A 13,058-nucleotide genomic window follows, 5' to 3' on the forward strand; every position below is an offset into this window, starting at 1 on the left:
AACAAACTTTAAGGTACTTCTACTTCGTTGATGATTTTATTGATGATGTCTACAGAGGTAATGTTTTCTGCTTCCGCCTCATAGGTAATCCCAATTCTGTGACGCAACACGTCGTGAACAACGGCACGAACATCCTCAGGAATAACATAACCGCGACGTTTGATGAAAGCGTAACATTTTGCAGCATTGGCTAAGTTGATGCTTCCACGTGGCGAAGCCCCAAAACTGATTAACGGTTTCAAATCGGCAAGTTTGTATTTCTCCGGAAAACGAGTGGCAAAAACAATATCAAGAATGTATTTTTCTATTTTTTCATCCATGTAGACTTCGCGAACCGCTTCTTGTGCGCGTAAAATCTGTTCCACAGAAACCACTTGATTCACTTTCTCGTAGCTTCCTTTTAGATTTTGACGAATAACCATTCGCTCTTCGTCCATTTTCGGGTAATCGATAACCGTTTTCAACATAAAACGATCGACTTGCGCTTCCGGAAGTTGGTATGTCCCCTCTTGCTCAATTGGATTTTGAGTCGCCAAAACCAAGAAAGGTCTTTCCAACTTGAAAGTAGTGTCGCCAATGGTCACTTGCTTTTCCTGCATCGCTTCCAATAATGCCGATTGCACTTTGGCTGGCGCACGGTTAATCTCATCGGCTAGCACAAAATTGGCGAAAATTGGCCCCTTTTTAATGGAGAATTCATTTTGTTTTATGTTGTAAATCATGGTTCCCACAACATCCGCAGGCAATAAATCGGGCGTAAACTGGATTCTGCTGAATGAGCCATGCACCGCTTGCGAAAGCGTATTTATGGCCAGTGTCTTTGCCAATCCAGGAACACCTTCCAACAAAATATGCCCCTGACCCAAAAGTCCAATTAATAATCGTTCCACCATGTGCTTTTGACCCACAATCACCTTATTCATTTCCATAGTCAGGAGATCGATAAAAGCGCTCTCTCTTTCTATTTTTTCATTGATTGCTCTAATGTCTAAAGTCGATGTATTTTCTTCCATATTGATATTTTTAAAACCTTGAGTTTAATGCCTTACTTTTGAGAGTGCAAATTGAATTTTTTTTTAGAGGTAAGATGTTAAAAAATGGTTAAAACTTCGGCCAATGCCCTAATTTTAAGGTCGAATTATGATACAATTTTTATATTTTTAAGAACTTTGAAAAATATACTTCGGAATCGCAGAATCGCGGATTTCATCAAAAAATAAAAAACATGAATAAAACAACATTATCACCCATAATCGCGGGCACCATGAATTGGGGAGTTTGGGATAAAAACCTCACTCCAAAGGAAATGGAAAACATGATTCACGTTTGTCTGGAAAACAAAATAACCACCTTTGATCACGCCGATATTTATGGTTCATATACCACCGAAGCCGATTTCGGAAAAGCATTTGCCTCAAGCAAAATACCCAGAGAAAAAATGCAATTGATTTCTAAATGCGGCATTCAGATGCCGTCAGAAAATAGAAACAATACCGTCAAACATTACGACTATTCCAAATCGCATATTATCCGCTCGGTTGAACAATCGTTAAAGAATCTGCAGACTGATTATTTAGACGTATTTTTGCTGCACAGACCGAGTCCTTTGATGCAGGCCGACGAGATTGCAGAAGCGGTTGAAAAACTAAAATCTGAGGGAAAAATCATCGCTTTTGGACTTTCAAATTTCACCTCTTCACAAACTGAACTGATTCGTCAGAAAACAGAAATCGGCTACAATCAGGTACAGTTCTCGGCAACTAATTTCGAACCTATGCTAGACGGAAGTTTTGATTATATGCAAATGCATGACATTCGTCCCATGTCATGGAATCCCTTAGGCTGTGTTTTCAGGAAAGATATTCCGCAAACGCACCGATTGAAAAAACTATTGGCGACATTAGTTTCCAAATACCATTTGGGTTCCGACACGATTTTGCTTTCTTGGGTTTTGAAACATCCTGCAAAAGTGATTCCGATCGCGGGAACCGTAAATGTGGCCCGAATACAATCCTTGATGAAAGCGGTCGAATTGGATCTCGACAAGGAAGATTGGTTTGCCATCTGGGCAGAAAGCATGGGAGAGGACGTCCCTTAAATCACGACTTCAATTGTCCCGTTCACAATTGCTTCCGCAAGTAAACATTTACAAACAATCGAAATTAGCAATACAAACTATGAATAAAACAGTCCTAATAACTGGTGCCACAAGCGGAATCGGTAGAGCAACAGCGGAACTATTGGCAAAAAACAAGTATAAGATCGTCCTTTGCGGAAGGCGAGAAGACCGCTTGGTTGACCTTGAATCTGCACTTTCAAAACTAACCGAAGTTCACACTCTGCAATTTGATGTTCGTGACAAGAAAGCCGTTTCGGAACAAATCGATTCTTTACCCGAAGCTTTTTCCAAAATCGACATTCTGATTAACAACGCGGGTAACGCACATGGTTTAGACCCCATTCAAAACGGTGATTTGGACGATTGGGATGCCATGATTGACATCAATGTAAAAGGACTTTTATATGTTTCAAAAGCCATCATCCCCCAGATGATCGAAAGAAAATCGGGTCATATCATCAATATCGGTTCCACTGCCGCTAAGGAAGTGTATCCGAACGGAAATGTCTATTGCGCCACAAAACACGCCGTTGATGCCTTGAACCAAGGAATGCGTATGGACCTGAACCCATTTGGAATAAGGGTTGGAGCCATTCATCCCGGAATGGTGCAAACGGAATTCAGTGAGGTCCGTTTCAAAGGAGATGTTGACAGAGCCTCAAATGTATATAAGGGCTTCGATCCATTGCAGCCTGAGGACATCGCTGACATCATTCATTTTGTGGTTTCCAGACCGTATCACGTCAACATTGCCGATTTGGTCGTTATGGGTACGGCTCAAGCATCGTCGACCATTGTGAAAAAAAATTAATTAAACTAAGAGCCAGTTTTTAATTGGTATGGAATACCGAAATAGCCATAAATCTTTTGCAAATTAAGAGAACAAAAAAAACAGCTGAAATACAGCTGTTTTTTTGTTTAAATATTTTTTGATTAGTGTTTTACAACGTAATATTACCCATGTCGGTAACTATTCCATTTGTCACAACCACATCCAAAATTGTTTTTATTTCCTTCCCTGAAGCCACATCCGGAGTCAAAGTAACGCTGTATGTTCCTGCCGGAATGCCGTTTAGTTGAAACATACCTTCTTCGTTTGCATAAGCAGTAACTGTGACGTCTCCCACTTGAACGGAAGCCATAACCTGAAATCCTACCAGAACCGGGTCAATAACCCCCTTGATGACTCCTGAGGTCACCATTGTTGACACATTAATCACTGGATGTAGGTTGTAATTCCCTGAAGTCCCGGCTTGAACAACAATTGAATGTTCTACATCGAAATCCAACAGAAAATCATAGGTCGCACCAGCAAGTAGGGTTTGGTTAATTTTCAACTTCAATCCTGACTGTTGAGCGCTTGGCGTCTTCAATGGATAAGTCACACCATCTTTAACCACCGTATTATTATCCCCCAGAAGCAATCTAATTTGCCCCAAATAACCTGAAGGAACGACATTGTCTGCCAATAAAACATTTACTCCGCCGGTTAAATCCAATAAATTGTACATTCCTGGAGTAACGTTCCCGATACTAACCCAGCCTTCGCTGTCATCAGTTTCTGTCGTTGTTTTCATCAGAACGTCCTTAACATCAATATTTACCTCGTCATAATCTCCCGGGGCATCGGTCATTCTGACCATGATCGTTGATGTCCCTGAGGCATCATTATTACTTTCACATCCTACGAGAACCAGTCCCATTAACGACATTGTGAAAAAACCCAATAGGTAATTTTTAATCCTTTTCATATTTTTTGTTTATTATAATTAGTATATTAACAACGGCAAAAAAACACTAAAATTGCAAGTCAAAAGAACAGATGTGCTTTTAGCTACGCCTCGAGTCGCGCTAATACCAATCAAATGATCAACAAACGCCTCTTAATCAAAAACTTACTCGCCTACAATGACGAGTGCAGTTTTTATGACAAAAAACGGCAGTTGAATTTACACACTCGAGAAGGAAAAGCAAAGTTCTTGAAACATATTTGCGCATTGTCTAATTCTAATCCCGCAAACAATTCCTATATTGTTGTAGGGGTTGAAGACCAGGACAACGAGATTGTCGGGGACGATTTTTTTGACGACAGTCATATTCAGAATTTGGTGAATGCCTATCTGGAAAACCCGCCGAAAATCCAATATGAGAATGTCCCTTTTCCGAATCTACCCAAAGATAAAGTGGTTGGGCTGGTAACCATAAAACCAAAAAAGAACAGTTCCTTTTTCAAAAAAGGAATTCACACCATTTCTGCCAGCAGTGTTTTTATCAGACGGGGAAGCAATACCACACCAACCGAGGGCAAAATTGAAAAGAGCTATCAAAACGCCGAAACCGTCATAGGAATTGAAAACAGTTCCCGCAACAACATCGAATATACCCTGGACGGCGTTTTTGATTTCATGAATTTTCGCCATAAAGACATGTCTCCAAAATACAAAGTGTTCAAGGAATTATTTGTCATTTGCTGGGCTGGGGTTCCTAAAAGAGTCCGTGATAAAACTTTTTTGTCCCGTGTTGACATTGAACTGATTAATGAACAAGTAAAGCTGTTCTATTCGGCACATGATGTGGTCACGATTACCTATGACGAGGATTCATTTACCATTACGGAATATGTTCCCTTGGGCTTGAATGACAAAACGAGCTATTATCCATTGGAGAAACAAACCATTTATTTTTATGAGAATGGTTACTATAAGATTGAAAGCGAAATGCTTTTTCAGCCGCCGGAATTCAATCGTAAAATGCTTTACCATATTTATAACTCCAATATCGCCTTATTAAAAAAACTGAAAAATGGGCAGACATTAAATGAACGGGAACAAAAGGATATGGAAAATCTGTCTTCGACTTTCATGATTTGTTATCTTAACGGATTTGATGATGCCAAAGAAAAACTGATTGAAGCCAAACCGTTTTTGAAACCTTATCCACAAATATATTTGTCTTTTAAGGAAGCCATGAGGATTTTGCGGAAGATGAAATATGACGTGCAGTAAGCCGCCGTTGCCTTTTTCAGGGGCAATGACGGGTATTATTTCACTACCATCAAACTGACCCAACTGTTTTAATAAAACCAAGAGGCGCTTTATTAACCTCCTACTTTAGTTCTGGCAGAAAGACAGCGATACTTCTACGCAAATAAAATATCATTTATAAAATGGAATATAGCACGTATAATTAAAAGTGAAAAAGCGATAATTGCATTCATTTTCTTGGCGTTTTAATTTTTTTGTAAAGTTAACCTTAATTTTTAATCTAATCAATCACCAAATCTGGGTATATTTCAGTGTCGGCGAAAACAATCATTTCGTTCCCATAGGTTTAGTCACCAAGCAAAATTGAATTTTTCGTTAAATTACGGATGAAATTGAGCCGCTTTATACTATTTTTTTTCGAAAAAAACAGTTAAAAATCCTTGGGTGTTCCCTCTTTTGCCTATTTTTATGAACTAATAAAACAGTATTTAATCTATTTTAGAAAACCCAATTGAGAACACATCAAATGAGAACATTAGTCATAGGCGACATACACGGCGGTTTGCGCGCGCTGCATCAAATAATGGAAAGAGCGAAGGTAACTCCCCAAGACAGCCTGATTTTTCTGGGAGATTATGTCGATGGCTGGAGCCAATCTCCGCAGGTCATTGATTTCTTAATCGAATTGAACAGCACAAACAACTGCATTTTCATTCGTGGGAATCATGACGAACTGGTCCTCCATTGGCTCAAAGACAACAAAGACAATACAGATAACCTTTTATGGTATAAACATGGCGGCGAAGCAACGGTTTTAGCGTATGAGGACGTGGATTCCACCAGAAGGCAACTGCACATTGATTTCTTGGATTCTCTGCAAGATTATCATATTGATGAAAAGAATCGTCTGTTTGTACATGCGGGCTTTACCAATATGAATGGTGTAACCTATGAGTTTTACCCCAAACTATTTTATTGGGACAGAACCTTGTGGGAAACTGCCTTATCGTTGGACCGGAGCATCAAGCCAAATGATTTATTATATCCCAAACGACTTACTTTATATGACGAAGTCTATATTGGGCACACCCCTGTTACGCGCATCGGAAAAACCACTCCGCTCCAAATGGCCTGCGTCTGGAACATGGACACGGGGGCTGCATTCAAAGGCGCATTGACAATCATGGATGTCAACACTAAAGAATTCTGGCAAAGCGAACCCTTGAACGTACTGTATTTTGATGAAAAAGGACGGAATTAAGATTTATTAAACTAATTTCGCCGCTGAATTTATAACCCATCTGAAACATGAAAAAATTTATTACACTATCATTACTATTATCTTTTGGTCTAATTAATGCTCAAGCCTTCAAAGGAAATGGAGATGTTAAGGGACAAGTGGGGCTTAACCTGCAAGACGGCGGAACCGGCATTTTTTTATCGTCTGATTTTGGGATTGGGGAAAACATGTCTCTGGGGCTTACCGGAAATTACTTATTATCTGTACGTACCAACCCATTGAATGGTGAAAACCCGACTTTTGGAGATCGAGTGGACCTAAAAGCCAGATTTAATGCAAACTTGGGAAGTGTAATGCAGCTAGAGCCTAACATGGATATCTATCCTGGACTGGATTTAGGATTGAAAAATTTTGGTGCCCATCTGGGTTTCCGCTATTTCTTCACTGACGGTTTTGGATTGTTTGGAGAAGCGGGAATTCCTATTGCCAAATATGACAAAAATAACACTGATTTTGGACACAATCTAAACAACCAGTTTACATTAAATGTTGGTGCTTCTTTTAATTTGTAGAAGCATTAAGGCAACAATTTCTATAAAAGATTAAAAAAGGTTCTAAAATAAAAAAAGGCAATTTGAGTTTTCAAATTGCCTTTTTTATTATGATTATTTCTTCTTACAAATCAAATTTTATTCCTTGTGATAAAGGTAAACTTGTGGTGTAGTTGATGGTATTGGTTTGTCTTCTCATATACACTTTCCAAGCATCAGATCCAGACTCACGTCCGCCACCCGTTTCTTTTTCTCCTCCAAAAGCACCACCGATTTCAGCACCTGAGGTTCCGATGTTTACATTGGCAATCCCACAATCTGAACCTACAACAGATAAAAACAATTCTGCCTCACGCAAGTTATTGGTCATGATCGCAGATGACAATCCTTGTGCCACTCCGTTTTGGATAGCAATAGCATCCATCACGTCTCCAGAATATTTCAACAAATACAATACTGGTGCAAAAGTCTCATGCTGCACGATTTCGAATGTGTTTTCTGCTTCGGCAATTGCCGGTTTAACGTAACATCCGCTTTCGTAACCTTCGCCAGAAAGAACGCCACCTTCAACAAGGATTTTCCCACCTTCGGCAACTACTTTCGCTAAAGCTTTGTTGTACATTTCAACTGCATGCGTGTCGATCAGCGGACCAACATGGTTGTTTTCATCCAATGGATTTCCTATGCGCAATTGTTTGTATGCTGAAACAATTGCTTCTTTTACTTTATCGTATATACTTTCGTGAATGATCAAACGACGTGTTGACGTACAACGTTGTCCCGCTGTCCCTACCGCTCCAAAAACAGAACCGATAACAGTCATTTTTATATCAGCATCCGGAGTCACAATAATCGCATTGTTTCCTCCTAATTCCAATAATGATCTACCCAATCGACCAGCAACTGTTTGTGCCACAATTTTTCCCATACGAGTTGAACCCGTTGCAGAAATTAAAGGAATACGTTTGTCGTTAGTCATCATTTCTCCCACTTTGTAATCTCCGTTAATCAAACAAGAGATTCCTTCTGGAAGGTTATTTTCTTTAATCACCTCAGCAATAATGTTCTGACAGGCAATTCCGCATAACGGTGTTTTTTCTGATGGTTTCCAAACGCAAACATCACCACAGATCCAAGCCAAAGCGGTATTCCAAGCCCAAACGGCTACCGGAAAGTTGAAAGCCGAAATGATTCCAACAACTCCCATTGGATGGTATTGTTCGTACATTCTGTGTCCAGGACGTTCAGAATGCATCGTAAGTCCGTGCAATTGACGGGAAAGTCCCACTGCAAAATCACAGATGTCAATCATTTCCTGAACTTCTCCGTATCCTTCTTGTAATGATTTCCCCATTTCGTAAGAAACCAATTTCCCTAATGCTTCCTTGTTTTTACGCAATTTCTCTCCAAATTGACGCACGATTTCACCACGTTGTGGCGCTGGCATCGTTCTGAATGTTTTGAAAGCTTCTGTTGCCGTTTGCATTACCTTTTCGTAATCGGCAGCTGTTGAAGTTCTCACTTTTGCTATCAATTGTCCGTCGACAGGTGAATAACTTTCTAGGATTTCTCCGTTTGAAAAATGATTTAAACCTGTTGAAGTACCTTCATTTATGTCTTTTATGCCCAACTGAGCCAAAGCCTCTTCCATTCCGAATTGATTTGCTATTGTTATCATTGTAACTTTTTTGGTATAAATTGTTATAATATTTTTTGTAAAGATATTGTTTAAAGACGTATTATACAAAATTCAGATTGTAAAATATCCTTAAGGTCCGGAGAGATTTTTATTTAAATCATCTGCCATGTGGGCTTGTGCATTCCGAAACTTCGAAATAATTCATAAAATTTAATGACAGCCGCTTTCTAGCCCCGATGGAAGTGACATCCTTTTTCTCCTTTCTTTAAGGAGGAAAAGATAAAACGAACAGCGGGAAATGGCTACAAAAAACTAAAAAATATCAGATCTATATTACTTCTCGTCCGTGAAACTGGGATCAGTATCCATTACTGTCCCGCATTTTTCGCAGGTTCTTAGTGCCAAAGAATTGTAGAAATGCTTGAAATGGGGTAAAAAGTCTTTTTCGATGTCGTTTAATTCGAAATATACCTCATATAATTTATGGTTGCAGTTATCGCAATACCAAAGCAAGCCATCCGTAAATCCCTTTCCGGCTCTCTTACGCTCGATCACCAAGCCAATGGAACCCTCGGAACGGACCGGGGAATGCGGCGTTTTCGCCTTATGGAGGTACATGTCACCAGCATGTAATTCGAGTTCTTTTCGCTCCCCATCGTCTTGAACGATCACCTTTATGGAACCTTCGAGTTGGTAAAACAGTTCTTCAGTTTCGTTGTAATGAAAATCTTTTCGAGCATTAGGTCCCGCAACAATCATAACAATATAATCACCAGAATCCTTGTACAAATTTTTATTGCCTACGGGCGGTTTGAGCAAATGGCGGTTTTCGTCAATCCATTTATTCAGGTTAAAAGGTGCCACTATTGCCATGTTTGTAGAGATGTTTAGTTTATGAGTTGCTAAGTTAATAAAAAGTCGCATGTCTTGAAGTTTATAAACCCATAAAGTCTTGCTGAGCTTTTACCGTTCTCTTTAACTCCTTTTGTTAATTCTACCTCATTTCTTTGATCAGATAGATGTAAACCGGAAAGTGATCGCTAAAACCAACCTCGGTTGCGGAATGCCGTTTCGGGTAGCCTTTGTATTGGCCAGATGCCTGTATCAAAAAAGACTTGTTGTAAATCCCCGCTTTCCAGTATCGAAAGGATGTGAAGTCATTTTGAATCAGCGATTGCGAAACCATTATTTGGTCAAAAATATCCCATGAATCTCGATAGGCAATGGTTCCCAATCCTTTTTTGCCCATTTCTTCAAACGGATTGTATATCCCTAACGGAAGCACTTCTGCCTTATTGGCTTTGGCGCCAAGGGCCAATTTTACGCTTTTGTTAAAAGGGCCGTCGTTTAAATCTCCCAACGTAATCACTTTCGCATCAGGATTAATCCGTTGCAAGGAATCGATTATTTTTCGGTTCAATGCCCCTGCCGCTTCCCTGAATGGGCTGGACTTTTTTTCTCCACCGGAACGGGAGGGCCAATGGTTGATTATGATATTTATTTCTTCACCATCGAGAAAACCGGTTACCAGAAGTTGGTCCCGCGTAAATACCCGATTATTTTGATTACTCACTTCCAGGCTGTCATCTGTTTTGTCGCCAGTTTCGAATTTAGCGAGAACTTTCGTGGGCGTTTCCTTTCGATATACTATCAATGGAATATTGGTGTATGTGGCAGGCCGGAAATACTTCTTTTGGTACAACAAGGCCACATCAATACCTCGCTTATCGGGAGAGTCAAAATGAATTATCCCATATTCTTTATTGATGAGTTTGGGTTCTTTTATCAGATCCTCCAGTACGCCCCTGTTTTCAATTTCGGAACAACCTATAAATGTAGGGGAATTGGTGTTTTCGGAGGAACCAATTTCGAGCAAGACTCTGGACAGGTTTTGCAGTTTCTGATGGTATTTCTTGGAAGTCCAATGCTGCGCTCCTTTTGGCGTCCATTCATCATCATTGGTGTTGGGATCATTGATGGTGTCGAACAAATTTTCGAAATTATAGAACGCTAAAGTATGGATCGCATAATTCTTTTGCTGCGCAGAAGTCTTAGTTAATGAGAAAAGTAAAATGAAATAGGGAAACAATCGTATAGTTCTCATATCTGATATATTAAAAAAACATTCTATAGGAAATACTTCAACACTAGTAAAAATACTTCATTTGAATAACAAACTCCAATTTATTTTCAATTTGCCTATCTTTGTTTTTGTCTGTTAGATAGACTGCACTCACATTAATAAATAAGGAAAATAAAAACATGCATACTACTCGATTTTGGATTACAAACTGTAGGTTTGGTTTATACAAATTCCTACTTTTATTTTTTATTTTACAATCCTACACTAGCCAAGCCCATACACTGATGACAACACCACCAACTTTACAAAAAGGAGACACTATCGCCATTTTGGCTACAGCCCGAAAAAACATTGATGACAATCTTAAACCGGCAATAGATTTACTACACAGTTGGGGATTGGAAGTCGTTATTGGGAATACGATTGGCTTAGATGACAACCAGCTTGCGGGAACAGATGAACAAAGAGCAGCTGATTTTCAGCAGCAATTAGACAATCCTAACATCAAAGGAATTTGGTGTGTAAAAGGCGGATATGGTACTGTTAGAATGGTCGATTTATTGGATTTTACTAAATTTAAACAAAATCCAAAATGGATTATCGGCTTTAGTGACGTTACAGTTTTGCACAATCATTTGAATACTATGGGTTTTAAATCCATACATGGTATAATGCCTGTCACTACAGCACGTGCATCTGAAGAAGCCGTTGAAAGTTTAAGGCTCGCATTATTTGGAGACCGCTTGACTTATCAGATCGCTCCCGACGCGATGAACAGAATTGGAACCGCAACGGGGGAGTTAGTGGGCGGAAATTTATCAATCCTATACAGTTTATTGGGATCGCAATCAGCTATTGATTGCAGCGATAAAATCTTGTTTATAGAAGACTTGGATGAATATTTATACCATATCGATCGCATGATGATGAATTTAAAACGCAATGGCTGTCTTGAGAGTATAAAGGGAATTATCGTGGGCTCAATGTCAAAAATGAGGGACAATGATATTCCATGGGGAAAAAATGCCGTTGAAATCATAGAAGACGTAACAAAAACATATAACATCCCAGTGCTATACAGTTTTCCGGCGGGGCATATTCGTGATAATAGAGCCCTGATTCTGGGGAGCAAAGTAACCCTAAATGTGGACACTAACAGTTCAAGCGTTGTTTTTGAATAATAAAATCGATTGACGATTTTGGCTTGCTGATCTACGCATACCGTGATTGAACGCTTAACACAGTTTTGATGGCCGAACACAACGAATTAGGAAAACTGGGGGAAGAGTTGGCTGTAGAATATCTACAGAAAAATGGCTATGCCATCCTAGAAACCAATTGGACTTTCCAAAAGGCGGAAATAGACATTCTCGCCAAAAAAGAAAATATCCTTGCCGTTGTAGAAGTGAAAACTCGTTCTTCTTTAGATTTTGGTTTGCCGCAAGATTTTGTGAAAACCAAAAAAATCCAACTATTGGTAAAAGCGGTAGATGCCTATGTAAACGAAAAAGATTTGGACCTTGATGTCCGTTTTGACATCATTGCCGTCCATAAACAGGGCAAATCTTTTGTGATTGAACACCTTATAGACGCATTTTATCATTTTTAAGCATATTTTTCGATGTTGTATTTGTAACAAATTGTTTTTTATTTATATTTGCAGAGACTTTTGTCACACAAACCAAACAATCTTGTTGTTCTTACCAAACGCAAACATTTTAAAATTATGAAAACCGTCTCTTCAATTGTAGAAAATTACATCAAAACAAAGCCCTTTTTATTAAACGCATTGTCGCTTGGGATTATCAACCTGACTTCATTATCCAGAAACATCATGTCCGAATTGGAAAGTGAGTTTGGGAAAGAAGTGAAACAAGGCGCGGTTGTAATGTCATTAAAAAGACTGACCGAAGAACTTGATTTTAGACTAAACCACAAAATCAATAAAGTGATAAAAAACATAGGTGAAATCACAGTTCGCTCTGCCTTGACCGATTATACTTTTGCAGTTTCGGAAACTGTGCTAAACAAACAAGCGGAATTAATATCCGATATCAACGCTTTCCCAGATGTTTTTTATACCTCATCCAGAGGGGTAAACGAAATTAACCTTGTGGTGAGCAAAAGTGTAAACCAACTGGTTGACAAACATTTTGTCAATGAAAAACTAATTCAAAAACTGGATGATTTGGCTTCAATCACCGTTAAATTGCCAAAAGAAAATATCGTCATACCTGGGATCTACTATTTCATTTTTCAACGTTTGGCTTGGGAAGGGATTATCATTAACGAAGTAATTTCGACTTCTAATGAATTCACGATATTAGTGAGCGAAGAACAGGTAGATGTCGCTTTTAAAGTGATTAAGGATTTGAAGAATTAATAAAAATTCAACTTCATAAAAAAAGCTTCCAATTGAAAATTATTGGAAGCTTTTTTATT

At 39.0% G+C, this 13,058-nt stretch carries 13 protein-coding genes; 8 read left to right on the top strand and 5 right to left on the bottom strand.

Features of this window, described 5'->3' with window-relative positions:
- Positions 1 to 8 precede the first annotated feature (8 nt).
- Positions 9 to 1,013: a MoxR family ATPase gene (locus VIH09_RS04005; RefSeq protein ID WP_331578122.1), complete on the bottom strand. Its 1,005-nt coding sequence runs from the start codon at positions 1,011 to 1,013 to the stop codon at positions 9 to 11.
- A 212-nt stretch (positions 1,014 to 1,225) separates the two neighbouring features.
- On the opposite strand from VIH09_RS04005, the gene VIH09_RS04010 reads away from it, so the two are divergent.
- Together VIH09_RS04010 and VIH09_RS04015 are read left to right on the top strand one after the other, a co-directional pair.
- Entirely contained in the window at positions 1,226 to 2,098 is an 873-nt protein-coding gene (locus VIH09_RS04010) for an aldo/keto reductase (protein WP_331578124.1), read from the top strand.
- A 79-nt stretch (positions 2,099 to 2,177) separates the two neighbouring features.
- Positions 2,178 to 2,930, top strand: a complete 753-nt coding sequence (locus VIH09_RS04015) for an SDR family NAD(P)-dependent oxidoreductase (RefSeq protein WP_331578126.1) — start codon at positions 2,178 to 2,180, stop codon at positions 2,928 to 2,930.
- Between the two features lie 130 nt (positions 2,931 to 3,060).
- On the opposite strand, the gene VIH09_RS04020 is transcribed toward VIH09_RS04015, so the two are convergent.
- Positions 3,061 to 3,870, bottom strand: a complete 810-nt coding sequence (locus VIH09_RS04020; protein ID WP_331578128.1) for a DUF4382 domain-containing protein — start codon at positions 3,868 to 3,870, stop codon at positions 3,061 to 3,063.
- Positions 3,871 to 3,984: 114 nt separating this feature from the next.
- Here VIH09_RS04020 and VIH09_RS04025 point away from each other — a divergent pair, with 114 nt between their 5' ends.
- From VIH09_RS04025 to VIH09_RS04035, 3 genes are all read left to right on the top strand, one after another.
- Complete coding sequence (locus VIH09_RS04025; RefSeq protein ID WP_331578130.1) at positions 3,985 to 5,124, top strand: ATP-binding protein; 1,140 nt, start codon at positions 3,985 to 3,987, stop codon at positions 5,122 to 5,124.
- A gap of 505 nt (positions 5,125 to 5,629) precedes the next feature.
- Complete coding sequence (locus VIH09_RS04030; RefSeq protein ID WP_331578133.1) at positions 5,630 to 6,364, top strand: metallophosphoesterase; 735 nt, start codon at positions 5,630 to 5,632, stop codon at positions 6,362 to 6,364.
- 47 nt (positions 6,365 to 6,411) lie between these two features.
- Positions 6,412 to 6,915 carry a DUF6646 family protein gene (locus tag VIH09_RS04035; protein ID WP_331578135.1) on the top strand — a complete coding sequence of 168 codons (504 nt, stop codon included), beginning with the start codon at positions 6,412 to 6,414 and terminating at the stop codon, positions 6,913 to 6,915.
- A gap of 103 nt (positions 6,916 to 7,018) precedes the next feature.
- Here VIH09_RS04035 and VIH09_RS04040 read toward each other — a convergent pair whose 3' ends face one another.
- The 3 genes from VIH09_RS04040 to VIH09_RS04050 form a co-directional block, all read right to left on the bottom strand.
- Positions 7,019 to 8,572 (bottom strand): aldehyde dehydrogenase family protein, encoded by a 1,554-nt coding sequence (locus VIH09_RS04040; protein ID WP_331578137.1) that lies wholly within the window; start codon positions 8,570 to 8,572, stop codon positions 7,019 to 7,021.
- 294 nt (positions 8,573 to 8,866) lie between these two features.
- Complete coding sequence (locus VIH09_RS04045; protein WP_331578139.1) at positions 8,867 to 9,406, bottom strand: 3-hydroxyanthranilate 3,4-dioxygenase; 540 nt, start codon at positions 9,404 to 9,406, stop codon at positions 8,867 to 8,869.
- Between the two features lie 121 nt (positions 9,407 to 9,527).
- Positions 9,528 to 10,637, bottom strand: a complete 1,110-nt coding sequence (locus tag VIH09_RS04050) for an endonuclease/exonuclease/phosphatase family protein (RefSeq protein WP_331578141.1) — start codon at positions 10,635 to 10,637, stop codon at positions 9,528 to 9,530.
- Between the two features lie 263 nt (positions 10,638 to 10,900).
- Here VIH09_RS04050 and VIH09_RS04055 point away from each other — a divergent pair, with 263 nt between their 5' ends.
- The 3 genes from VIH09_RS04055 (at position 10,901) to VIH09_RS04065 (ending at position 12,999) form a co-directional block, all read left to right on the top strand.
- Complete coding sequence (locus VIH09_RS04055; protein WP_331578143.1) at positions 10,901 to 11,797, top strand: LD-carboxypeptidase; 897 nt, start codon at positions 10,901 to 10,903, stop codon at positions 11,795 to 11,797.
- Positions 11,798 to 11,865: 68 nt separating this feature from the next.
- Complete coding sequence (locus tag VIH09_RS04060; protein WP_331578145.1) at positions 11,866 to 12,225, top strand: YraN family protein; 360 nt, start codon at positions 11,866 to 11,868, stop codon at positions 12,223 to 12,225.
- A gap of 117 nt (positions 12,226 to 12,342) precedes the next feature.
- A complete protein-coding gene (locus VIH09_RS04065; protein WP_331578147.1) occupies positions 12,343 to 12,999 on the top strand; it encodes an aspartate kinase in 657 nt (218 codons plus the stop codon).
- Positions 13,000 to 13,058: the final 59 nt, after the last annotated feature.

The organism is Flavobacterium sp., assembly GCF_036515215.1.
Classification (GTDB): domain Bacteria; phylum Bacteroidota; class Bacteroidia; order Flavobacteriales; family Flavobacteriaceae; genus Flavobacterium.